This is a genomic window from Nocardioides cavernaquae, from assembly GCF_003600895.1.
In the GTDB taxonomy this organism is placed as follows: domain Bacteria; phylum Actinomycetota; class Actinomycetes; order Propionibacteriales; family Nocardioidaceae; genus Nocardioides; species Nocardioides cavernaquae.
The window spans coordinates 871,280-892,385 of record NZ_QYRP01000002.1 but is presented as its reverse complement, the minus strand read 5'-3'; the positions used below and the strand labels follow the sequence as shown (position 1 = coordinate 892,385).

Sequence of the window (21,106 nt, the reverse complement as noted above, 5' to 3'; positions counted from 1 at the left end):
ATCTCCTGGAGGGTTCATTCGCTGCGGAGGGCTTCGATGGGGGTGAGGCGGGCCGCGCGGGTCGCGGGGTAGACCCCGAAACCGAGGCCCAGGGCGAGAGAGGTGGCGACCGCGACGGCGGTGGCCAGGAGCGAGAGGGAGACGGGTTGCCCGATCAGCGGGGGCAGCGCGAACGCGCCGACAACGCCGACGGCGACCCCGACCAGTCCGCCGGCCAGGCCGAGGATCGAGGCCTCGATCAGGAACTGTCGCCCGATCAGCGAGGGCGTCGCGCCGAGGGCCTTGCGCAGCCCGATCTCGCGCACGCGCTCGGTGACCGAGACCAGCATGATGTTCATGACGCCGATGCCGCCGACCAGCAATGAGATCGCGGCGACCCCGCCCAGCAGGACCGTGAGTGTCTCGTTGGTGGAGTTCGCGGTCTCGAGCAGCGACTCCTGGCTGGTGATGGTGAAGTCCGCCTCGGCTGCGCCGGTGATGCCGTGCAGGTTCGTGAGCGCCGCCTCGATCTCCTGGTACGCCGCGGAGAGCCGGTCGGCGGAGGCCGCCTCGACGTAGATGGTCGAGAGCGTCGTGCCGGTTGAGCCGGTGACGTCGGCTGCTGCCCCGAGCGGCACCACTGCGGTGTCGTCCTGGCTGGTCTCCGACGACGATCCGCCGGACGAGGCGAGGACCCCGATGACGGTGAACTTCGTCCCGTCGACGGTGACCTGCTCACCGACCGCGGAGCCGGTGAAGAGCTCGTCGGCCGTGTCCGGACCGATCACCATCACACGCGAGTGGGCCTCGACCTCCTTCGAGGTGAAGAACCGCCCGGCCTCGAGGCCGCGGTTGCGGACACCGGCCCAGCTTGCGGTGGTGCCGACGAGGGAGGTGGTCCAGTTGGTCGTGCCGTTGGCCAGGGAGGTCTGGGTAGAGGTCGCGGGAGCCACGTGGGCGACATCCGGAGCAACCGAGTCGTCAGCGATCGCGGTGGCGTCGGAGAGCGTCAGTGTGGTCGCCGATCCGAAGCCGCCGCGCATCCCGCCGCTCGTCGTGCTGCCCGGGGACACCACCAGGAGGTTGCTGCCGAGGGCGTCGATCTGCTCGGCGACCTGGTCCTGCGCGCCCTGCCCGAGTCCGACGGTCAGGATGACCGAGGAGACGCCGATGATGATGCCGAGCATCGTCAGGATCGACCGGAGCGCGTGGTGCCGGATCGCCTCGAGACCGGTCCGGATCGTCTCCGCCCAGTTCACGCGGGACTCCCGGCCGGAAGCACGATCTCGCCGTCACGCACCAGCAGCTGGCGGTGGGCGCGCGCGGCGACGTCGTGCTCGTGCGTGATGAGGACGATCGTGCGACCCATGGCGGAGAGCTCGTCGAGCAGGCCGAGCACATCGGCGGTCGACTGGCTGTCCAGGTTGCCGGTCGGCTCGTCGGCGAGCACCAGGGCGGGGTCGGTGACGAGGGCCCTCGCGATGGCCACGCGTTGCTGCTGACCGCCGGAGAGCTCACCCGGGCGGTGGTCGGCGCGGTTGGCCAGGCCGACCCGGTCGAGAGCCTGCAGCGCCCGCTCCCGTCGCTCGTCCCGGCCAACCCCTGCGTAGACCAGGGGCAGCTCCACGTTGCGCCAGGCAGGCAGGCTGGGGAGCAGGTTGAACTGCTGGAAGACGAAGCCGATCAGCCGGTTGCGCACGTCGGCGAGCCGCGTCTCGGGGAGCGTCGAGACATCCTCGCCGGCCAGCAGGTAGCTGCCGCTGGTGGGCACGTCGAGGCAGCCGAGGATGTGCATCAGCGTCGACTTCCCGGAGCCGGACGGGCCGACCACGGCGACGTACTCGCCCGCCGAGATCCGGGCGTCGACGCCGCGGAGCGCAGCGACCTCGACCGTGCCGGTCTGGTAGATCTTCCGGACGTCGCGGAGCTCCAGCAGCGCGCTCATCGGGCGCCGCCGAGGCTGCCGCCGGCGAAGGTTCCGCCACCCGGGAACGTGCCGCCCTCGAACCCGGGCGGCAGCTCGCCGCCGCCCGGGAAGGTCACACCACCGGTTCCGCCGCCCGGCATCCGGGTCTCACGGGTGTAGCTGACGGTGTCGCCCGCCGCCAGGCCGGACACGATCTCGGTGGTCGGTCCGTAGGTCTCGCCGATCTCGACCTCCGTCTTCGTCGTGGAGCCGTCGCTGACCTTCTGGACGTACGTTGCGTCGCCCTCGGTGGTGACTGCCGCTGTGGGCACCGTGAGGACGTCGTCACGGCTGGAGACCGTGATGGCGACGTCGACGCTCGTGCCGGCGTAGAGGTCGTCCTGCTTGCCGGTCAGCGTGACGGTCACCGGGAAGGTCGCGGTGCCGGAGTCGGACACCTCTGCCACCTTGCCGACCGCCGTGACGGTTCCGTAGAGGGGGTCGGTCGCGCCGGCGGGTGTGACCTCGGCCTGCATCGTGGTCGTGAGCCGGGCGACGTCATCGGCGCTGACGTCGGCGGTGACCACGAACGAGCGGGGCGTCATCACCGTGATCGCGGCGGTGGTCCCGGTCGATCCGGCCGATCCTGTCGGGGCACCGCTGGACGCGCTGACCTGGTCACCGACCGCGATGTCGACGGTCGCCACCATTGCGGTGAACGGCGCCTTCAGCGTGGCTGCGTCGAGCGCATCCTGTGCCTCGGCCACGCCGGCCCGGGCGCTGGCGACGGCCGCCGTGTTGGCCGCCCGGCGTGAGGCTGTCTCGCTGCCGTCGTTGGCCGCCGTGGTCTCTGCGGAGTCGAGCTGGGCCTGGGCGGAAGTCAGCGCCGCCTGGAGGGACGCGGTGTCGATCCTGGCGAGGACATCGCCCTTCTTCACCCGGTCGCCGGTCTTCACGTTCACCGCGGTCACCGTGCCGCTGGACGCGAACGACAGGTCCTCGGAGCGGGCTGCCTCGAGGGTTCCGGAGCCGGTCACGGTGTCCTTGATGGTGGACGATGTGGCCTCGGCCGTGACGGTGGTCGAGGCGGTCCGGGCGTCGGAGGGCCACAGGAACCAGATGCAGCCCGCGAGCAGGACCGCCGCCGCGGCCAGGATCAGTCGCCGTCGCGGAGTCGCGAAGGGCACCTTGAGGAATCGCATGCCGTGACCCTGTCGGCGCCGGATGTGGCAGCCCTTCGGCCGGCCTGTGCGGATGCTGTGAGTCGGCCGCTTGATGTCCGCCCCGCGTGCTGGCCGGCGTGATAGGCATGGCTCCCATGACTGACCTTCGTCCCCTGGTGGACCTGTGGTGGAACGCCGTCGCCGACTTCTCGGCGTACGTCCGCGAGATCGAGCCCTCGGAGTGGCACGAGCCGACCGACCTGCCCGGGTGGGACGTCGCGGCGGTCGTCGCGCACATCGCCCACCTCGAGGGGGTCCTCGCCGGCACGCCGCACGAGCCGGTCGACATCGGCGAGGCCGCGCACGTGGCCAATCCGATGGGCACCTACACGGAGCAGGGGGTCGTGGCCCGGCGCGAGCGCACTCGGGAGGAGCTGCTCGAGGAGATCGCGCTGGCGACGGCGACGCGCCACTCGGAGCTGCTCCTGGCCCCGCCGGACCCGACGGCGCCGGCTCCGGACGTCTTCGGGCTGATGGGCTGGGACAACCGCACCCTGCTGAGCAACCGACCCTTCGACATCTGGATGCACGAGCAGGACGTGCGGCGTGCGACCGGCCGCCCCGGTGGGCTTGCCGGACCCGTCGCGGAGCACGTCATCCGGGTCTTCCAGCGCAGCCTCGGGTACGTCGTGGGGAAGCGCACCGACGCGGCACCGGGTGACTCGGTCCGGCTCGTCGTCGAGGGGTGCGCACCGGTGACGGTGCTGGTCGGGGACGACGGCCGCGCAAAGCCGGCGGAGGTCGCCGAACCGACCACGACGATCTCGCTGGACCGTGAGGCGTTCATCGTCCTCGCGGGTGGTCGGCGGTCGGCGGAGGAGGTTGCCGTCGCGATCGAGGGCAACGAGGACCTGGGTCGTCAGGTCGCGGCAGGGCTCGCCGTCACGCCCTGAGCCGGTGGAGCGTCAGGCCAGCAGGAAGCTGCAGGCCACGATGAGCAGGATGATCGCGAGCACCAGCGCCAGGCCCAGCCGCTCGTCGGGCTGCTCGTCGGCTCGCGTCGTCGGCGGTCGAAGGCGTTCGGGGATGACGGTCATGGTGGATCCTCGTGGTCCGGGCCGCGCCCGAGTGCGCGGCCGTTACAGGAACAACGGCTCTCCAGCGGATTCGTGACGCGGGCAGGAGTGTGGTGTGTTCCACGAAGATGGGCCTGCCTCCCGCCTCGCCTCACCGCGCGACGAGCGCCAGTCCGACCGCCCCCGGCAGGAAGCCGCAGAGCAACCACGGGCTGATGATCGGGCGGCGGTGAATCGCCAGCGCCCCGGCAACTCCGAGCATGCCGAACGCGCCGGCGATCACCGCCAACCCCGCACGACCTCCGGTGTGCCCTGCTGGCAGTGCGAAGGCCGCGACGACGAGCCCGACGGCAAGGTGACCGACGGTGGTCACGGTCAGGACCGACGCCACCCACTGCTGAACCCTGGTCAGCGAGACATCGTTGACCAGTCGGACCGGGCGTGCCGGATCCATGAGGTGGCGGCGCGGACGGGCCGTCGGACTCGCGGACATCAGACCTCCACAGGTGCACCGATGAGCGAGCCGTACTCGACCCAGGAGCCGTCGTAGTTGCGCACGTTCGGGACGCCGAGCAGCTCGCGCAGGACGAACCAGGTGTGCGCGCTCCGCTCGCCGATGCGGCAGTAGGCGATCACCTCGTCGCTTCCGGGCGCCGCGGGGCTGAGCACCTCGGCGTACAGCTCGCGGAGCTCGGCGTCGGGGCGGAACGTCCCGTCGTCGGCTGCCGACTTCGCCCAGGGGACGTTGACCGCGGTGGGGACGTGGCCGCGCACCTGCGGCTGCTCCTGCGGGAAGTGCGCGGGGGCGAGGATCTCGCCGCTGAACTCCGCGGGGGAGCGCACGTCGAGGATCGGCGTCGTGCCGATGGCGTTGATGACGTCATCGCGGAAGGCGCGGATCGACAGGTCGGCCTCCTGTGCGACGTACGACGTCGTGGGCCGCGTGACCGGGGCACCTTCGAGCGGGCGGCGGTCGAGCTCCCACTTCTTCCGGCCACCGTCGAGCAGGCGGACGTCACGGTGTCCGTAGATCTTGAAGTACCAGTACGCATACGCGGCGAACCAGTTGTTGTCGCCGCCGTACAGCACGACGGTGTCGTCGTTGGAGACGCCCTTGGCGGAGAGCAGCGCCTCGAAGCCGGCGCGGTCGATGACGTCGCGGCGCTGCGGGTGCTGCAGGTCGCGGCGCCAGTCGAGCTGGATCGCGCCCGGGATGTGGGCGATGCCGTGGGCTGCGGTGTCCTCGTCGACCTCGATGACGACGAGGCCGGCCTCATCGAGGTGGGCCTCCAGCCAGGCGGCTTCGACGAGTACGTCGGTGCGGGCCATGGGGTTCCTCCTGTAGGTAGTTGGTGTACTAACAGTTTGTACACCAACATTTGGTACGCTCGCAATGTGACGAGCAAGACGCCGCCGGCCCTTCCCGGCATCGAGAACCCGCTGGCCCTCGAGCAGCAGGTCTGTTTCGCGCTGGCGATCGCCTCGCGCAGCGTGATCGCGCTCTACCGTCCACTGCTCGAGCCGCTCGGTCTGACCCACCCGCAGTACCTCGTGATGCTCGCTCTCTGGGAGCACGAGCCGCTGCGCGTCGGAGAGCTGTCGAAGCTGCTCCAGCTCGACCCCGGCACGCTCTCCCCGCTGCTCAAGCGGCTGGAGGCTCTCGGCTACCTCCGGCGCGACAAGGACCCGCACGACGAGCGTGCCCTGGCGGTCGTGCTGACCGAGAAGGGCCGCGCGCTGCGCGAGGACGCCCTGGCCATTCCCCCGGCTGTCGTTCAGCGGCTGGGCATGCCGTTGCCGGAGCTGATGGAGATGCACCGGCGGCTGACCGAGGTCATCGCCGCGGCGACGGGGGAGCACCCCGCCTGACGTCGTACGCCGCGCCGGCCGCGGGGTTCAGGCCCTACTGGGCGATGTGCACCAGGGCGTCGCCGGCGTTGACGATCGGGGCGCGGGTCAGGCCGATGACGACGCCCGACCGGTCGGCGTGCACGAGCCGCACCCGGCGACCGAACGTGTCGGAGAGCCCGCCGAGCCGCTGGCCGGCGGAGACCTCCGCGCCCAGGTTCACCTCGAGGTGCAGAATCCCGGTGCCGCGGGCGCGCACCCAGCCGCTGGTCCGGCACTCCTCGACGTACGGCGGATCGATCAGCTCGGGCGGGCAGTCGAGCATGTCCAGCTGGACCAGGACCCGACGCACCCCTTCGACGCCGACCCGGATCGGCTCCTCGTCGAAGCGCATCGCCATGCCAGCCTCGTAGAGCAGCACCCGGGCACCGACGTCGAGGCCGGCCTGTCGCAGTGAGCCGTCGCGGATCTTCGCGTGCACCATCACCGGCGCGCCGAACGCCAGCGCGAGCCGGTGCGTCACGGGGTCATCGAGGTCGGCGCGGATCTGCGGGTAGTTGTCACGCCTGTCGGCGGCGGTGTGCAGGTCGATGCCGAGCTCGCACTTGGAGACCACCTCGGTCATGAACAGGTGCGCGATCCGGCTGGCGAGCGACCCGCGGGCCGAGCCTGGGAAGGACCGGTTGAGGTCGCGGCGGTCGGGGAGGTAGCGGTCGCCAGTCATGAAGCCGAGCACGTTGACCACGGGCACGGCCACGAGCGTGCCACGCAGGCTCTTCGGATCGAGGCCCGCCATCACGCGCCGGATCACCTCGACGCCGAGCACCTCGTCACCATGGATGGCGGCGTTGACCCAGATCACCGGACCCGGCTCGCGGCCGTGGATCACCCGCACAGGCAGGGTGACGTCACCGCCGGTGACCAGCCGGGTGATCGGGAGCTCGACCTCCTTGGCGGAGCCGGCGCGCACGCGCACGTTGCCGATGGCGAAGGACTCGCGTGCCATGTCAGACGCCCCGGTTCTTGCGGCGCACGGCGCGCTTCGGGCGGCCGCCGAGGTAGGAGCGGCCGGCGTCGACGAGGAAGCCCTGGCGCAGCGCCTCACGGCCGATCAGCAGGCGGAACCCCATCTCGTCACGTCGGCTCAGGGTCATCTCCGTGGTGACGACCCGGTCGAGCAGGCGCACGTCCATGAGGACGACGTAGCGCTCGTCGGCGTGGCCCGACGAGCTGCGCACCGCTCGTCGGTCGTGGACCGGGAGCTCGACGACGACCGCTTCCTCGGAGGTGCGCTGCCAGGGATGGATCGAGAACCGGACCCACGCCTGGCCGTCGCGCTCGAACTCCTCCAGGTCGAAGGCGTGGATCGCCGACGAACGGGCGCCAGTGTCGAGCTTCGCCTTGATCCACGGCACGCCGAGATCCGGGAGACTCACCCACTCGCGCCACCCGGCCGTGTGCGGCTGGTTGGTTAGATGGGAGTCCGTCACGGCCCCCATCCAAGCAGGCAAACAGTGAAGCTAGCGATCCTCTCCCGCGCGCCGCGTTGCTACAGCTCCCAGCGGCTGCGCACAGCAGCCCTCGACCGCGGGCACGACGTCAAGGTGCTCAACACGCTGCGGTTCAGCATCGACCTGTCGGGCGACCAACCTGACCTCCAGTTCCGCGGCAAGCAGCTGTCGCACTACGACGCGGTGCTGCCACGCATCGGCAACTCCATCACCTACTTCGGCACCGCCGTCGTGCGGCAGTTCGAGCAGATGGACGTCTACACGCCCAACACCGCCAACGGCATCGCCAACAGTCGCGACAAGCTGCGGGCGACGCAGATCCTGTCGCGGCACAACATCGGCATGCCGGCGACCACGTTCGTGCAGGACCGCGGCGACGTGATCCCGGCGATCGAGCGGGTCGGTGGAGCTCCGGTCGTCATCAAGCTGCTCGAGGGCACCCAGGGCATCGGCGTGATCCTGGCTCCGGACATCAAGGTCGCCGAGGCGATCATCGAGACCCTGCAGAGCACCAAGCAGAACGTGCTGATCCAGTCCTTCGTGAAGGAGTCGAAGGGGCGCGACATCCGCGCGCTGGTCGTCGGCGACCGCGTCGTCGCTGCCATGCGGCGTACGGCGAAGGGCGACGAGTTCCGCTCCAACGTCCACCGCGGCGGGTCCGTGGAGAGGGTCGATCTGGATCCGGAGTACGAGCGGGTCGCGGTGCGCGCCGCGCAGATCATGGGCCTCAAGGTCGCCGGCGTCGACATGCTCGAGGGTGTCGACGGACCGCTGGTCATGGAGGTCAACTCCTCGCCCGGGCTGGAGGGCATCGAGGCCGCGACCAAGCTCGACGTGGCCGGCGCGATCATCGACCACATCGACAACCAGGTCGCGTTCCCGCAGATCGACGTGCGTGAGCGGCTGTCGGTCTCCACCGGCTACGGCGTCGCCGAGCTCGTGGTCCACGGCGATGCCGACCTCGTCGGCAAGACGATCGCCGAGTCCGGACTCCGCGACAAGGACATCACCGTCCTGACCCTGCACCGGGGCACCCTGGTGATCCCCAACCCGCGGCCGCGCAACGTGCTCGAGGCCGAGGACCGGTTGCTCTGCTTCGGCAAGCTCGAGGAGATGCGCTCGATGATCCCGGCCCGCCCGAAGCGCCGGTCGAAGGTCAAGAAGCTGCCGAAGCAGCCGCTCCACGAGGCCTGAACCCCCGCAACGCAGAGCGCCGCCCCGGCCTTGACGGCAGGGGCGGCGCTTCACATGGCGGATCTGGGGGGATTCGAACCCCCGAGGGCGTTAACCCAACCCGCTTTCCAAGCGAGCGCCATAGGCCACTAGGCGACAGATCCGTGGAGGAGGTTACCCGTGGTTGGGTGTTCGCCTGAAATCGGTCCACCATCCATCGGCTCGGGACCCACCATTTGGGCGCTCGGAGCGTGCCCTCTAGACTTCGGGGCAACCCCCCATGTGGCGGCATCTCGCTGAACTCCCCCAGGGCCGGAAGGCAGCAAGGGCAGGTGAGCTCTGTCGGGTGCATGGGGGGCCTCTGCATTTCCGGGTCGTCCTTCATTTCGTCCACCCGGATGGATCGTGCGACGTAGCGTGGGGCCGGTGATGATCCGGAGCCTGTTCGCCGCGTCGGCTGTCCTGCTCGCAGTCGCGGGCTGCGGCGGTACGCCGCGTGAGCCGGCAGCGCCGGAGGTCCCTGCGGGTGCGTCGGACTCGTTCACTCCCGGTGCCGCGCTCCCGGGCAACCGTCCGACCGAGACCGCCATCGACGTGCCGAGCAACCTCGACGACCTGGTCGCCTCGGCGAACGCCAACGCCGGGTCGATCCCCAACGGGCCGGACCGCCAGGTCCTCGGCGCGGACGCGAGCTGGCCCCAGTGCCCCCGAGGCATGGGCATCCCGCAGAAGCAGTCGAAGGGCGCCCCGATGCCCACCGACGCCGCCGAGTTCGTCGTGCTCGGCCTGACCAACGGCCCGAGCTTCACCCCCAACCCGTGCCTTGCCGACCAGCTCGCGTGGGTGCGGGAGCGCGACCTGATGGTCGGGGCGTACGCCGTCGTCTCGTGGCCCACGGACGCCCAGCTCGCGAAGGTCGGGAAGAAGGGTCCGTACGACGGGGCGACCCGCCTCGGGGCGCTCCGCAACGCCGGCTACCAGGCGGCGCTCTTCACGATCGCGACGATGCGCGAGGCGGGCCTGCGGACTCCCGCGGTCTGGATCGACGTCGAGCCGGTGCCCGACTTCGACTGGAGTGCTGATCTGGCAGCCAACGCTGCCGTGGTCGAGGGCACGGCCCGTGGCTATCGCGATGCCGGCCTGCGGATCGGCTACTACTCGGTGAAGTCACTGTGGCAGCGGGTCGTGGGCGACCTGCGTGTCAACGCCCCCGAGTGGCGCGCGGCAGGGCAGACCTCCCTGACGGCTGCGCTGGACCGGTGCAGCGAGGACTGGTCCTTCGGCGGTGGGCGCGCGGTGCTGGCCCAGTGGGTCGAGGACGACCGCGATCGCAACGTCACCTGCCCCGGGCACGGCGGTCGTCTGGGCGAGTGGTTCGTCCGCCCCTGACCACGTCGACACGGCGCAACCTTGACGTCGACACGGCGCAATGTGGGCGGGTTCGGCACTGCCATGGCCTCTGTCGGAAGGGGCAACTAGGGTTCAGGACGTGGATGCACCCCTCGCTCTGTACCGCCGGTACCGACCGGAGACGTTTGCCGAGGTGATCGGCCAGGACCACGTCACCGACCCGCTTCGTGCTGCGCTGGCCAACAACCGGGTCAACCACGCCTATCTCTTCTCCGGTCCGCGCGGCTGCGGCAAGACGACCTCTGCCCGGATCCTGGCGCGGGCGCTGAACTGCGAGAAGGCTCCGATCGCCGATCCGTGCGGCGAGTGCGAGTCCTGCCGCGACCTGGCCCGCGGCGGCCCGGGCTCGATCGACGTGATCGAGATCGACGCGGCCTCGCACGGTGGCGTCGATGACGCGCGCGACCTGCGCGAGAAGGCGTTCTACGCCCCGGTCAAGAGCCGCTACAAGATCTACATCATCGACGAGGCCCACATGGTCACGACGCAGGGCTTCAACGCCCTGCTCAAGCTCGTCGAGGAGCCCCCGCCGCACCTGCGCTTCGTCTTCGCGACGACCGAGCCGGACAAGGTCCTGCCGACCATCCGCTCGCGCACGCACCACTACCCGTTCCGGTTGATCCCGCCGCGGCTGCTGACCACCTACCTCGTTCAGCTCTGCGACGCCGAGGGTGTCGCCATCGAGCCTGCTGCGCTCCCGCTCGTCGTGCGCGCCGGTGGCGGTTCGGCCCGCGACACGCTCTCCGTCCTCGACCAGCTGCTCGGCGGCGCCGGTCCCGCCGGAGTCACCTACGACCTGGCCGCTGGCCTGCTCGGCTACACCCCCGACTCGCTCCTCGACGAGGTCGTCGACGCGTTCGCCGCGCGCGATGGCGCGGGCGTCTTCGGCGTCGTCGACAAGGTGATCGAGACCGGCCAGGACCCGCGACGTTTCACCGAGGACCTGCTCCGCCGACTGCGTGACCTGGTCATCGTCACGGCCGTCCCGGACGCTCCCGCGACGGGCCTTCTCGATGTTGCCGAGGACGCGGGGGAGCGGCTGATCGCCCAGGCCAAGAGGTTCGGTGCGATCGAGCTCTCGCGCGCTGCTGACCTGGTTGCGTCCGGCCTGACCGAGATGCGCGGAGCGACAGCACCCCGGCTGCTCCTCGAGCTGATCCTCGCCCGCGTGCTGCTGCCCGGTGCCGACGACACCTCCGACGGGGTGCTTGCGCGGCTCGACCGGCTCGAGCGCCGGATCGCGATCGGTGGATCAGCGCCCGCGCCCGCTGCCGTCGCGCCCGCCGCCGCTCCCGCTGCTCCCCGTGCGGCCGTGCCGGCAGCCGAGCACTCTGGTGCACCGGCCACCGCGCCAGTGCCTCCGTCGGCGACGCCCGTCCAGGCGATCGCCGAAGCCGGCACCGCTGTCGCGTCCTCCGGGATCGCGGCCGCGCAGTCCGGCATCTCGGCAGCTCGTGCTGCCGCGCGCTCGGTGGCCAATGTCGTCCCGGGTGCCTCCCGTCCCGCTGAGCAGGCGCCCGCGGCGACCTCGACACCGGTTGCGCCCGTGTCGACCTCGACGGATGGTGAGCCTGCATCCGGGTCTCCGTCAGGGCCGTCCGCGTCCGGGGCTCCTCTCGAGGCGGCACCCGTCGACAAGACGCGGACTTCTGGTCAGCCGGTGACGAAGAGTCCACACACTGATGAGGCGCGGCCGGGGACCCCGCCGAGTCCCGGTGAGCCTGCGCCAGCCGCCCCCGCGCCGGCCGCTGCTGCACCCGCGCAGGCGCCCGCTGCGAGCGCCTTCCGCCTCGGCCTCACCGACGTGCGCAAGCTGTGGCCCGACGTGGTCGAGCAGGTCAAGGGCATGCGCCGCCTGACCTGGATGCTGCTCAGCAACAACGCCCAGGTGGTCAGTGTCGACGACCGCACGCTGACGCTCGGCTTCGACAGCGCGGGCGCGCGCGACAGCTTCGACAAGAGCGGCAGCGGCGACCTGCTCCGCAAGGCTGCGATCAAGGTGGTCGGCCACGAGTGGCGCATCGAGGCGATCATCGCCACGGCAGCGTCGACCGGCTCGGGCGTCAACACCCCGCCGCCCGCGGGTGCGCCCGCCGACGCCGCGACCACGGAGCCCGCCGCGCCCCGTCCTGTCGGCAGCGGACCGGCAGACTGGGTGACGGAGCCGCCCGCTGAGACGGAGCCGCCGGAGCCCGACGGCCCGGCAGGGGGAGCCGCGGTCGACGCCGGCCCGTCAGGACAGGTCCGCAACCCGGCGCGCGAGGCTTTCGAGCAGTCCCGCCAGCCCGGTGCGGCTCCGCAGGCGCGCGAGAGCCGCTTCGCTGCCGACGCGGATGCCCATCGCGACGACCCCGACGTCGAGTCGGGGAGCCTGTCCGGTGCCGAGCTGATCCAGCGCGAGCTCGGCGCCACCATCATCGATGAGATCCGACATGACTGACGTGGCCAAGACTGAGAGCGAGAGCAACGCATGACCGAGAGCCCGGAGAACCCCTTCGGCGGAGGCTTCGACATGGGAGCGCTCCTCCAGCAGGCCCAGCAGATGAAGGAAGACCTCCAGATCGCGCAGGAGACCCTCGCGAGCACCGAGTTCGAGGGCACCGTCGCGGGCGGAGCCGTCACGGCGACGGTCAACGGCGTCGGCACCCTGCTGGGTGTGCAGATCAAGGCGGGCGAGTTCGACGGGTCCAACGCCGACGAGCTGGCTGACCTCGGCGACATGATCGTCGCTGCGTTCCGCGACGCGAAGGCCAAGGCCGATGCGACCTCCGAGCAGAGCATCGGCATGATCACCGGCGGCCTCGGCCGTGGCATCCCCGGCATGGGCGGCTGACCCACCCGATGTATGAAGGCATCGTCCAGGACCTGATCGATGAGCTGGGCAGGCTGCCCGGCGTGGGTCCCAAGAGCGCGCAGCGCATCGCGTTCCACCTGCTGCAGGCCGACCCCGCCGACGTACGCCGTCTGGCTGACGTCCTGATCCAGGTCAAGGCGAAGGTGAAGTTCTGCTCGATCTGCTTCAACGTCTCCGAGGAGGAGCAGTGCCGGATCTGCCGCGACCCGCGGCGCGACCCGAGCGTGATCTGCGTCGTCGAGGAGTACAAGGACGTGGCCGCGATCGAGCGGACGCGTGAGTTCCGCGGCCGCTACCACGTGCTCGGGGGCGCGATCAGCCCCATTGACGGCATCGGTCCGGACCAGCTTCGCATCCGTGAGCTGTTGATCCGGCTTGCCGACGGGGCGGTCACCGAGGTCATCCTGGCCACGGATCCCAACCTCGAGGGCGAGGCCACCGCGACATTCCTCACCCGCAATCTCAAGCCTTTGGGGTTGCGCGTGACCCGACTTGCCAGTGGACTACCCGTAGGTGGTGATCTGGAGTACGCCGATGAGGTCACCCTGGGACGCGCGTTCGCAGGTCGGCGTTCCGCCGACGACTGAGTTGAGTGGAGATCCGCCGATGACTGAGCAACTCGTGATCGATGGCGAGCTCGAGGAGTTCGCTGTCCAGATCGCCGACCAGGTCGAGAGCTTCCTGATCGCCCTCGGTGCCATCGCCCGTGAGGAGTCGCCGAGCGCCGCGGTGCCGCTGCTGCTCCTCGAGGTCTCGCAGATCCTGCTCGCCGGTGCCCGCCTGGGCGCCCAGCAGGACTTCAGCCCGGGCCAGGAGTTCCAGCCCGACGTGGGCCCCGAGGCAGAGGTCGACGGGCTCCGCCTGGCGCTCGCCAAGCTGCTCGACAACCTCGACACCTACAGCTTCGTCTTCGACCCCTATGTGCCGGACGTGGTCGAGAGCCAGCTCTCCGACGACTTCGCCAGCATCGCCACGGACCTCGAGAACGGCCTGCGCCACTACCGCCGCGGCAACGTCGCCGAGGCCCTGTGGTGGTGGCAGTTCTCCTATGTCTCGAGCTGGGGCAACCTGGCTGGAGCTGCGCTCAACGCGCTGCTGTCGGTCGTCACCCACGACCGCATGGACGCGGAGTTCACCGGCGAGGACGAGGACCTCGCTGCCGTCGAGGAGATCCTCGGCGACTGACCGGTCGACGGCGCCGGCGCGACGGCGTACTCCGCTGTCCCGCCCCTGAGATATCGAGCGGCGACGCTGCGGTGCCGCCGGTAGAATCCCGTCACGAGGGTCGTGTGTCCTGCCTCCGCCGTGTGCGGGGTGGCGCCGCCCGGACCGTCGTCCAGCAATCGTGAGGGAAGAACCGTGGGCATTGTCGTGCAGAAGTACGGCGGCTCCTCCGTGGCCGACGCAGCCGGCGTCAAGCGGGTCGCACAGCGCGTCGTCGCCACCAAGAAGCAGGGCCACCAGGTCGTGGTCGTGGTTTCCGCGATGGGCGACACCACCGACGAGCTGATCGACCTCGCCAACGAGGTCTCTCCGCTCCCGCCCGCGCGCGAGCTCGACATGCTGCTCACCGCCGGCGAGCGGATCTCGATGGCCGTGCTGGCCATGGCGATCCAGAGCCTGGGTCATGAGGCCCGGTCGTTCACCGGCTCGCAGGCTGGCGTCATCACCGACGCCGAGCACGGCAAGGCCAAGATCATCGACGTCACGCCGGGTCGCATCGAGGAGGCGCTGAGCCAGGGCGCGATCGCGATCGTCGCCGGCTTCCAGGGCGTCTCGCAGACGACGAAGGACATCACCACCCTCGGCCGCGGCGGTTCCGACACCACGGCGGTCGCACTCGCGGTGGCGCTGAAGGCCGAGGTGTGCGAGATCTACTCGGACGTCGACGGCATCTTCACCGCCGACCCGCGCATCGAGCCCCGCGCCACCAAGATCCCGCGCATCTCCTACGAGGAGACGCTCGAGATGGCCGCGCAGGGCGCCAAGATCCTGCACCTGCGCTGCGTCGAGTACGCACGCCGCTACGACATGCCCATCCACGTCCGCTCGTCCTTCTCCGACAAGGAGGGCACCTGGGTCGTGAAGGCCCAGGACGTTGTTTCGGAGGAAACCATGGAAGCCGCCATCATCACCGGCGTCGCGCACGACAGCAGCCAGGCCAAGATCACGGTCGTCGGCGTGCCCGACAAGGTCGGCGAGGCCGCCGCGATCTTCCGCGCCGTCGCCGACGCGCAGATCAACATCGACATGATCGTGCAGAACGTCTCCGCTGCCGCGACCGGTCTGACCGACATCTCCTTCACGCTGCCCCGCGGCGAGGGCCAGGCCGCGATGGCCGCACTCTCGCGCCTGCAGGCCGAGGTCGGCTACGAGCGCCTGCAGTACGACGACTCCGTCGGCAAGGTCTCCATCGTCGGTGCCGGCATGAGCACGTCGCCGGGCATCACCGCGCGCTTCTTCGAGGCGATGTCCGAGGCCGGCGTCAACATCGAGATGATCTCCACCTCCGAGATCCGCGTCTCCGTCGTCGTCTCCGAGGCGCAGATCCAGACGGCGGTCAACGCTGCACACGGTGCCTTCAACCTGGGCACCGACGAGATCGAGGCCGTGGTCTACGGCGGGACGGGTCGCTGACATGGGCGTCAACATCGGAGTCGTCGGAGCCACCGGCCAGGTCGGCGTCGCCATGCGCCAGATCCTCCTCGAGCGCAACTTCCCTGCGGACAACATCCGCTTCTTCGCCTCGGCCCGCTCGGCCGGCAAGGTGATCCCGTTCGGTGACCGCGACATCGTGGTCGAGGACGCCGCCACGGCCGACCCGACCGGTCTCGACATCGCGCTCTTCTCCGCTGGCGGCGCGACCTCCAAGGCGCTCGCCCCGAAGTTCGCCGAAGCCGGCGTCATCGTGGTCGACAACTCCTCGGCGTTCCGCAAGGACGACGCGATCCCGCTGGTCGTCTCCGAGGTCAACCCGGAGGCCATGGCTTCGGTGATCGCGGCTCGACAGGGCATCATCGCCAACCCCAACTGCACCACGATGGCCGCGATGCCGATCCTGAAGCCGCTGCACGACGAGGCCGGCCTGGTCCGCCTCATCGTGTCGTCGTACCAGGCGGTCTCGGGCTCCGGAGTCGCCGGCGTCCAGGAGCTCGCCAACGGCGTCGCCGCTGCAGGGGACAAGGCCACCGAGCTCGCCTACGACGGCGAGGCCGTCGACTTCGGCGAGCCGGGCGTCTACAAGAAGAACATCGCCTACAACGTGATCCCGTTCGCCGGTGGCCTCGTGGACGACGGCCTGAACGAGACGGACGAGGAGCAGAAGCTCCGCAACGAGTCCCGCAAGATCCTGGGCATCCCGGACCTGCGCGTCTCGGGCCTCTGCGTCCGCGTCCCGGTCTTCACGGGCCACTCGCTCGCGGTCAACGCCGAGTTCGCCTCGGCCCTGACGCCTGCGCGTGCTGCCGAGCTGCTGGCTGGCGCTCCCGGTGTCGAGCTGGTCGACATCCCGAACCCGCTCGAAGCAGCCGGCAAGGACCCGTCGTACGTCGGGCGCCTGCGCCAGGACCCGGGCGTCGACGGTGACCGCGGTCTCGCGCTCTTCATCAGCAACGACAACCTGCGCAAGGGTGCCGCGCTGAACACCGTCCAGATCGCCGAGATCATCGCCGCTCAGCTCTGAGCCCCCGGTTCTGGATAGTCCCTAACGAAAAGCGCCCCATCCAACTCGGATGGGGCGCTTTTCGTTAGGGACTATCTGAGATCGTCAGTCCTCGCCAGCGTGGGTCGTGACCCAGTGCGCGAGCGTGTAGGTGCCGGCGGCCAGCGGCGGGATGATCAGGACCATCCACCAGTGGAAGATCCAGTTCGTCAGCACGAGCAGCACCAGCATCGCCAGAAGACCGACGGCCAGGAAGCTGGTGCTGGCCGCCTCGGGAACGCGCAGGAGGCTCAGGAGCGCGGAACCGGCCAGCACGAGGATGATCAGGATCCCGAGGAGGAGCAGGAATCCAGGCCCGCCGCAGGAACTCGTGCCACGGATCGCTTCGCAGCCCTGGAGGCTGACCCATGTTGCTCCGCAGGCGAGCAGACCGATGATCAGGCCGGTGATCACAGCGGCAATCGCGCCGGAGACGCGCGGGAGCTCGGGCATCTTCGGCGCCTGGAAGCGCGGGCCGCCGGGCTTGGCGGGCTCGTCCGTCAGCTCGTCGGCGAGGTCGGGTGCAAGTGACGCCGGGTGCGGACCAGCGGGGGCCGATGCGACCGGGGTCGCGGGCGCGGGCGCTACCGCTGCGGGCGGCGTGACGGGTGCGGGCGGAGTGACCGGCGCCGGCGGCGGAACGGGGGCCGCTGCCTGCGGCGCAGCCGGGGTGACCGGTGCGAATGCCTCGACCTCACTGATCGGTGAGGCCGCAGGTTCGGGCGCCGGGGCTGCAGGTGCTGCGTGGCGCGCCGGAGCCGGAACCGGAGCGGCCGGAGCCGCCGGAGCCGCCGGGGGAGCGAACCGGGTGGTCTCCGCGGGCGGGGCCGCGGGCGGGGTCACGGCAGGCGCGGGTACGACGGGTGCGGCGGGCGTGACGTCGGACGAGGGGACAGGAGTCGGGCTCGCGTCCTCCGCGGGCGTCGTCTCATCGGCCGGGTCCGTCTCCTGCTTCTCCTTGCGCTTGCGGCGCAGGCCGAAAGTGGGGAGTTCGAGGTTGACGTCCTGCGGCTTGTCGTCGTTCTCAGCCATGCCGGGCAGTCTGCCAGATCGTGCGACTCTCCACGTGTGCGTCGTCACGATCCCCCCGTGCGGGTGGGAAGAACTGACCGATCGGGCAGGATGACGCCATGACGTCGTACCGGTGCTCCGTGGCTGCCGCGGAGCAACCGATGGCGGGCACGGCTGCCCACGACCGCGGCTTCCTGCTGATCGAGCACCCGGGGCCATGGGGACGCAAGGCGTTGGCGGAGAGCCGATGGCTCCCGGACGACGTGCGCACGACACTCGCCGCGCGTGCGGAGGACGCGGGCGTTCGCGTCCAGCTGATCCGGCGCCCGGGCGCGACGCCGCGTGGTGATGGTTTCCGGGTGTTCCTCGCGAACACCTCTCCCGGGGCTCGCTGGCTCGCGGCGACGGTTCTCGAGGACCCTGCAGAGCTGCTCACCCTCGCGCTCGGCACCCTCGACGCCGGCGCCCCCGAGGGGTTCGCGCTCGAGGACGGGCCACTGTTCCTCGTCTGCACCAACGGCCGTCGCGACGTCTGCTGTGCAGAACGTGGCCGCCCGATCGCGGCGGCCCTCGCGTCGGCGTACCCGGCGGAGACCTGGGAGACCACCCATCTGGGCGGGCACCGGTTCGCGGGCGCGCTGCTGACCCTGCCGGCGGGGCTCTCCTACGGCCGTGTGGATCCCGACTCCGCGGTCGAGATCGCCCGCGCGTCGGCCTCGGGCCACGTGGTCGCGCCGTACCTGCGGGGCCGCACGGCGTACGACGGCGCGGTGCAGGCCGCCGAGGTCGAGCTGCTCGACCGGCTCGGGCTCACCGCCATCGACGCACTCGCGCTGGTGGCGAGCGAGGTCGTCGGCGCGCACACGATCGTCACCTTCCGGCACGCTGGAGGCGAGGCCAGCGTCCGCGTCACTGCGATCGACGAGCCGCCGATGCGCCAGAGCTGTGCCGACGAGGTGGAGAAGCCGTCGACCGCCTGGCGGGTGGACTGATCCTCAGAGCTCCGGCCGGTAGCGGCGCAGCAGCTCCATGAACGTGTCGGCCGGGACCATGCTTCCGTCGATCGCGAACGTCGTGCCATCGGGGTTGCGCATGACGACGCGCCAACCCGAGCGCCCGGGGCGGCTGCGGACGTGGTCAACAGGGGAGTACTGGCTTGCCAGGTCCCACTGCAGCCGGCGCTCGCCCTGCCGCACCTCGAGCATCGGGCCGACCGCGGAGACCGAGACGGGGACGGTCATCACGCGCAGGAACCACAGACCCAGCGTGAGGGTCGCGAGGATCAGCGCGAGCCCGGCGTACGTCGGGTCCTGCTGGTCGTAGGCCAGCCAGCCGACCGCCGCGGTGGCAGGCAGCGTCACGAGGACCAGGGCGCCCGCCAGTCGCTGGGCACCCCGCCGCGTGCGGAAGTCGAGGCGGGTGCTGCGTGTGGTGGGCGCGACCGGAGCCTCGGGTCGACCGGTGGTGACCGGAGCAGGTGCGGTGACCGGGGCAGGTGCGACAACCTGGGCCGCAACCGGCGCGGGCGCTGCAGGGGCACGTGCCGGCGCACGGACCGGCGCGGGCTGCTCGGCCGCTCGCGCAACGGGCCGCTCGACGGCGGGCGCAGCAGGGGCGGATCGCCGTCGACGCTTCGGCACAGGCGGAGCCGCCCGGTCCTTGCCGACGGGCACCTCGGGCGCCGCAACGGGCACACCTGCAGGCACCGGCTCCGCGCGTAGCGCAGCCAGGACGTCCATGCCAGCGCGGGCATGATTGATCGCTCGAACTTCGGGCTCCCCTCCCATGTCCGTCACTGTACGCCGCGTCCCGCTGCCCCGGAGCGGAATCGGTGGACCCGGATAGACCGGGCTGGACCGGAGGGAGTGCCTCCCCGGGTGGGATGGCTGTGCGACGATGGGCCGGCACGAGGACCCGACAGGCGTGGAGCGAGCAGCGGTGGACGAACAGAACGAGAACCCGGTCGCCAACGGCCTGGTTGCGCTCGTCGCAGTGGGGCTCGTGATCGGTCTGCTCGCGGCGATCATCGCGCTTCTCGGGACGCGCCTGTTCGGACTGGACGGGTCGGGTGGCTCCAGCTCCGGTGACGGTGTCGCCGTCGGCGACTCGCTCTACCTGCCGTCGCTCCAGCCGACGGAGCTCGACTCCGGCCTGCTCGTGACGCTGGCCCCGGCCGTCACCGAGACCCCCGCTGTCACGGAGGCCACGGAGTCCGCGTCGGCCACCGCTTCGTCCTCACCGACCGGGTCGGCCGCGCCGCGAGACGCCAGGATCGGACTCAGCGCCGGCTCGTCGCAGGTCGGTTCCGGCGAGGAGCTGATGCTCAGCGGCACCTACTCGCGGGGCGAGGGCTCGGTCCTCGACATCTGGTACGACGTCAACGGCACGGGCTGGAAGGAGTTCAACCTGGACGTCAACGTCTATGGCGGCGTCTTCCAGGTCTTCGTTGCGACCTACCAGACGGGCAGGATCGCCTGGCGCGTCCAGGACCCCGAGACCGGCCTCGAGTCCAACGAGGTCATGGTCCTGCACGGCGACGAGTGAACCCGGGGGCGCTGCGCCCTCAGGGCACGTAGTCGAAGACGTCCGGGTCAGGACCCGTCCGTCCCTTCGCTCCCTCGTTCAGCGCACTGATCTCCTCGACCTCGTCGGGGGTGAGTCTGAAGTCGAAGACCTCGAGGTTCTCCCGCATGCGCGGGGTGTGCATCGACTTCGGGAAGACGATGTCGCCGCGCTCGATGTGCCAGCGCAGCGTCACCTGGGCCGCGGACTTGTCGTACTTCTCCCCGAGCCGCACCAGCGAGGGCTCGTCCGCCACGCGGCCGCGTGCGATCGGGGACCACGCCTCCACCACGATGCCGTGTGCGTACGACGCGGCGCGGGCGCCCTCGTTGGTGAAGTAGGGGTGCACCTCGATCTGGTTGACCGCCGGGACCACGCCGGTCTCGCCGATGATCCGCTCGAGGTGCGCGGGCTGGAAGTTGGAGACACCGATGCTGCGGGCGCGGCCGTCCTCGACGAACTCGGCCAGCGTGCGCCATGTGGAGGAGTAGTCCCCGTCGTACAGGGTGGGGAGCGGCCAGTGGACCAGGAACAGGTCGATCCGGTCGACGCCGAGGTCCTTGAGGGTCCTGTCGAACGCGCGGCGAGCGTCGTCGGGCCGGTGGAATGCATTGCTGAGCTTGCTGGTCACGTAGATCTCGTCGCGGTCGAGGCCCGAGGTGCGGATCGCCTCGCCGACCCCGGCCTCGTTCTCGTACATCTCCGCGGTGTCGATGTGGCGGTAACCCACCGCGAAAGCCTCGAGAACCGTGCGTGCGGTCTCCGCGGGCGGGACCTGGAAGACGCCGAACCCGAGCTGCGGGATCGTCGAACCGTCGTTGAGCGTGAGCGCCGGGACCGTCATGACTCCGAGCCAACCACCCCGGTTCAACTGCCCCGGAGATCTTCTTCGAGGATCCGGGAACAAGACCGC

At 70.6% G+C, this 21,106-nt stretch carries 23 protein-coding genes, 1 tRNA gene and 1 other RNA gene; 13 read left to right on the top strand and 12 right to left on the bottom strand.

Annotated elements, in window-relative coordinates:
* Positions 1-14: 14 nt before the first annotated feature.
* Genes D4739_RS04450 through D4739_RS04440 form a run of 3 tightly spaced genes read right to left on the bottom strand, consistent with a single transcriptional unit; the run spans position 15 to position 3,087 of the window.
* The gene (locus D4739_RS04450) at positions 15-1,238 is read right to left on the bottom strand and encodes an ABC transporter permease (RefSeq protein WP_120059443.1); all 1,224 of its coding nucleotides are present in this window, start codon (positions 1,236-1,238) and stop codon (positions 15-17) included.
* On the bottom strand, positions 1,235-1,924 hold the full coding sequence (locus D4739_RS04445; protein WP_120059442.1) for an ABC transporter ATP-binding protein: 690 nt from the start codon (positions 1,922-1,924) through the stop codon (positions 1,235-1,237). Before D4739_RS04445 ends, D4739_RS04450 begins: the two co-directional genes overlap by 4 nt.
* On the bottom strand, positions 1,921-3,087 hold the full coding sequence (locus D4739_RS04440) for an efflux RND transporter periplasmic adaptor subunit (protein WP_120059441.1): 1,167 nt from the start codon (positions 3,085-3,087) through the stop codon (positions 1,921-1,923). Before D4739_RS04440 ends, D4739_RS04445 begins: the two co-directional genes overlap by 4 nt.
* A gap of 116 nt (positions 3,088-3,203) precedes the next feature.
* Between D4739_RS04440 and D4739_RS04435 the strand changes: the two genes are divergently transcribed.
* Complete coding sequence (locus D4739_RS04435) at positions 3,204-4,001, top strand: maleylpyruvate isomerase family mycothiol-dependent enzyme (protein ID WP_120059440.1); 798 nt, start codon at positions 3,204-3,206, stop codon at positions 3,999-4,001.
* A gap of 12 nt (positions 4,002-4,013) precedes the next feature.
* Here the strand turns inward: D4739_RS04435 and D4739_RS17300 are convergent, their stop codons facing one another.
* From D4739_RS17300 to D4739_RS04425, 3 genes are all read right to left on the bottom strand, one after another.
* Positions 4,014-4,145 (bottom strand): hypothetical protein, encoded by a 132-nt coding sequence (locus D4739_RS17300; RefSeq protein WP_274380465.1) that lies wholly within the window; start codon positions 4,143-4,145, stop codon positions 4,014-4,016.
* Positions 4,146-4,275: 130 nt separating this feature from the next.
* Positions 4,276-4,617, bottom strand: coding sequence for a hypothetical protein (locus D4739_RS04430; protein WP_120059439.1), 342 nt, complete (start codon positions 4,615-4,617; stop codon positions 4,276-4,278).
* A complete protein-coding gene (locus tag D4739_RS04425) occupies positions 4,617-5,453 on the bottom strand; it encodes a sulfurtransferase (RefSeq protein ID WP_120059438.1) in 837 nt (278 codons plus the stop codon). The genes D4739_RS04430 and D4739_RS04425 overlap by 1 nt, the downstream gene beginning before the upstream one ends.
* A 66-nt stretch (positions 5,454-5,519) precedes the next feature.
* On the opposite strand from D4739_RS04425, the gene D4739_RS04420 reads away from it, so the two are divergent.
* Complete coding sequence (locus tag D4739_RS04420; RefSeq protein ID WP_120059437.1) at positions 5,520-5,993, top strand: MarR family winged helix-turn-helix transcriptional regulator; 474 nt, start codon at positions 5,520-5,522, stop codon at positions 5,991-5,993.
* A gap of 34 nt (positions 5,994-6,027) precedes the next feature.
* Here D4739_RS04420 and D4739_RS04415 read toward each other — a convergent pair whose 3' ends face one another.
* Together D4739_RS04415 and D4739_RS04410 are read right to left on the bottom strand one after the other, a co-directional pair.
* Positions 6,028-6,978: a succinylglutamate desuccinylase/aspartoacylase family protein gene (locus D4739_RS04415; RefSeq protein WP_120059436.1), complete on the bottom strand. Its 951-nt coding sequence runs from the start codon at positions 6,976-6,978 to the stop codon at positions 6,028-6,030.
* 1 nt (position 6,979) lies between these two features.
* Positions 6,980-7,462, bottom strand: a complete 483-nt coding sequence (locus D4739_RS04410; RefSeq protein ID WP_238473520.1) for an ATP-dependent zinc protease family protein — start codon at positions 7,460-7,462, stop codon at positions 6,980-6,982.
* A 24-nt stretch (positions 7,463-7,486) separates the two neighbouring features.
* On the opposite strand from D4739_RS04410, the gene D4739_RS04405 reads away from it, so the two are divergent.
* On the top strand, positions 7,487-8,677 hold the full coding sequence (locus D4739_RS04405; RefSeq protein ID WP_120059434.1) for a RimK family alpha-L-glutamate ligase: 1,191 nt from the start codon (positions 7,487-7,489) through the stop codon (positions 8,675-8,677).
* Positions 8,678-8,732: 55 nt separating this feature from the next.
* On the opposite strand, the gene D4739_RS04400 is transcribed toward D4739_RS04405, so the two are convergent.
* Positions 8,733-8,820 (bottom strand) — tRNA-Ser (locus D4739_RS04400).
* A 108-nt stretch (positions 8,821-8,928) separates the two neighbouring features.
* Here D4739_RS04400 and ffs point away from each other — a divergent pair.
* The 8 genes from ffs to D4739_RS04360 all read left to right on the top strand — a co-directional run bounded on the left by ffs (position 8,929) and on the right by D4739_RS04360 (position 16,602).
* Positions 8,929-9,019, top strand: an RNA gene (ffs, locus tag D4739_RS04395) — signal recognition particle sRNA small type.
* Between the two features lie 66 nt (positions 9,020-9,085).
* The gene (locus tag D4739_RS04390) at positions 9,086-10,045 is read left to right on the top strand and encodes a glycoside hydrolase family 25 domain-containing protein (protein ID WP_120059433.1); all 960 of its coding nucleotides are present in this window, start codon (positions 9,086-9,088) and stop codon (positions 10,043-10,045) included.
* Between the two features lie 100 nt (positions 10,046-10,145).
* Complete coding sequence (locus D4739_RS04385; RefSeq protein WP_220699227.1) at positions 10,146-12,506, top strand: DNA polymerase III subunit gamma and tau; 2,361 nt, start codon at positions 10,146-10,148, stop codon at positions 12,504-12,506.
* A gap of 30 nt (positions 12,507-12,536) precedes the next feature.
* Positions 12,537-12,899: a YbaB/EbfC family nucleoid-associated protein gene (locus D4739_RS04380; protein ID WP_120059431.1), complete on the top strand. Its 363-nt coding sequence runs from the start codon at positions 12,537-12,539 to the stop codon at positions 12,897-12,899.
* An 8-nt stretch (positions 12,900-12,907) separates the two neighbouring features.
* On the top strand, positions 12,908-13,507 hold the full coding sequence (gene recR / locus D4739_RS04375; RefSeq protein ID WP_120059430.1) for a recombination mediator RecR: 600 nt from the start codon (positions 12,908-12,910) through the stop codon (positions 13,505-13,507).
* 19 nt (positions 13,508-13,526) lie between these two features.
* On the top strand, positions 13,527-14,105 hold the full coding sequence (locus D4739_RS04370) for a DUF5063 domain-containing protein (RefSeq protein ID WP_120059429.1): 579 nt from the start codon (positions 13,527-13,529) through the stop codon (positions 14,103-14,105).
* Positions 14,106-14,279: 174 nt separating this feature from the next.
* On the top strand, positions 14,280-15,557 hold the full coding sequence (locus D4739_RS04365) for an aspartate kinase (protein WP_120059428.1): 1,278 nt from the start codon (positions 14,280-14,282) through the stop codon (positions 15,555-15,557).
* A gap of 1 nt (position 15,558) precedes the next feature.
* Positions 15,559-16,602: an aspartate-semialdehyde dehydrogenase gene (locus D4739_RS04360; protein ID WP_120059427.1), complete on the top strand. Its 1,044-nt coding sequence runs from the start codon at positions 15,559-15,561 to the stop codon at positions 16,600-16,602.
* An 84-nt stretch (positions 16,603-16,686) separates the two neighbouring features.
* Here the strand turns inward: D4739_RS04360 and D4739_RS04355 are convergent, their stop codons facing one another.
* Complete coding sequence (locus D4739_RS04355; protein ID WP_120059426.1) at positions 16,687-17,652, bottom strand: hypothetical protein; 966 nt, start codon at positions 17,650-17,652, stop codon at positions 16,687-16,689.
* Positions 17,653-17,750: 98 nt separating this feature from the next.
* Between D4739_RS04355 and D4739_RS04350 the strand changes: the two genes are divergently transcribed.
* Positions 17,751-18,623 carry a sucrase ferredoxin gene (locus D4739_RS04350; protein ID WP_120059425.1) on the top strand — a complete coding sequence of 291 codons (873 nt, stop codon included), beginning with the start codon at positions 17,751-17,753 and terminating at the stop codon, positions 18,621-18,623.
* A gap of 3 nt (positions 18,624-18,626) precedes the next feature.
* On the opposite strand, the gene D4739_RS04345 is transcribed toward D4739_RS04350, so the two are convergent.
* Positions 18,627-19,418, bottom strand: coding sequence for a hypothetical protein (locus D4739_RS04345; protein ID WP_147384803.1), 792 nt, complete (start codon positions 19,416-19,418; stop codon positions 18,627-18,629).
* A 151-nt stretch (positions 19,419-19,569) separates the two neighbouring features.
* Between D4739_RS04345 and D4739_RS04340 the strand changes: the two genes are divergently transcribed.
* The gene (locus D4739_RS04340) at positions 19,570-20,175 is read left to right on the top strand and encodes a hypothetical protein (RefSeq protein WP_147384801.1); all 606 of its coding nucleotides are present in this window, start codon (positions 19,570-19,572) and stop codon (positions 20,173-20,175) included.
* A gap of 19 nt (positions 20,176-20,194) precedes the next feature.
* Here the strand turns inward: D4739_RS04340 and D4739_RS04335 are convergent, their stop codons facing one another.
* On the bottom strand, positions 20,195-21,037 hold the full coding sequence (locus tag D4739_RS04335; protein WP_120059422.1) for an aldo/keto reductase: 843 nt from the start codon (positions 21,035-21,037) through the stop codon (positions 20,195-20,197).
* Between the last annotated feature and the right edge of the window lie 69 nt (positions 21,038-21,106).

Coding starts and splice junctions, on each gene's coding strand:
- D4739_RS04445 (WP_120059442.1), bottom strand. CDS start 1,924: ATGAGCGCGCTGCTGGAGCTCCGCGACGTCCGGAAGATCTACCAGACC.
- D4739_RS04440 (WP_120059441.1), bottom strand. CDS start 3,087: ATGCGATTCCTCAAGGTGCCCTTCGCGACTCCGCGACGGCGACTGATC.
- D4739_RS04435 (WP_120059440.1), top strand. CDS start 3,204: ATGACTGACCTTCGTCCCCTGGTGGACCTGTGGTGGAACGCCGTCGCC.
- D4739_RS17300 (WP_274380465.1), bottom strand. CDS start 4,145: ATGACCGTCATCCCCGAACGCCTTCGACCGCCGACGACGCGAGCCGAC.
- D4739_RS04430 (WP_120059439.1), bottom strand. CDS start 4,617: ATGTCCGCGAGTCCGACGGCCCGTCCGCGCCGCCACCTCATGGATCCG.
- D4739_RS04425 (WP_120059438.1), bottom strand. CDS start 5,453: ATGGCCCGCACCGACGTACTCGTCGAAGCCGCCTGGCTGGAGGCCCAC.
- D4739_RS04415 (WP_120059436.1), bottom strand. CDS start 6,978: ATGGCACGCGAGTCCTTCGCCATCGGCAACGTGCGCGTGCGCGCCGGC.
- D4739_RS04390 (WP_120059433.1), top strand. CDS start 9,086: ATGATCCGGAGCCTGTTCGCCGCGTCGGCTGTCCTGCTCGCAGTCGCG.
- D4739_RS04380 (WP_120059431.1), top strand. CDS start 12,537: ATGACCGAGAGCCCGGAGAACCCCTTCGGCGGAGGCTTCGACATGGGA.
- recR (WP_120059430.1), top strand. CDS start 12,908: ATGTATGAAGGCATCGTCCAGGACCTGATCGATGAGCTGGGCAGGCTG.
- D4739_RS04370 (WP_120059429.1), top strand. CDS start 13,527: ATGACTGAGCAACTCGTGATCGATGGCGAGCTCGAGGAGTTCGCTGTC.
- D4739_RS04360 (WP_120059427.1), top strand. CDS start 15,559: ATGGGCGTCAACATCGGAGTCGTCGGAGCCACCGGCCAGGTCGGCGTC.
- D4739_RS04355 (WP_120059426.1), bottom strand. CDS start 17,652: ATGGCTGAGAACGACGACAAGCCGCAGGACGTCAACCTCGAACTCCCC.
- D4739_RS04350 (WP_120059425.1), top strand. CDS start 17,751: ATGACGTCGTACCGGTGCTCCGTGGCTGCCGCGGAGCAACCGATGGCG.
- D4739_RS04345 (WP_147384803.1), bottom strand. CDS start 19,418: ATGGGAGGGGAGCCCGAAGTTCGAGCGATCAATCATGCCCGCGCTGGC.
- D4739_RS04335 (WP_120059422.1), bottom strand. CDS start 21,037: ATGACGGTCCCGGCGCTCACGCTCAACGACGGTTCGACGATCCCGCAG.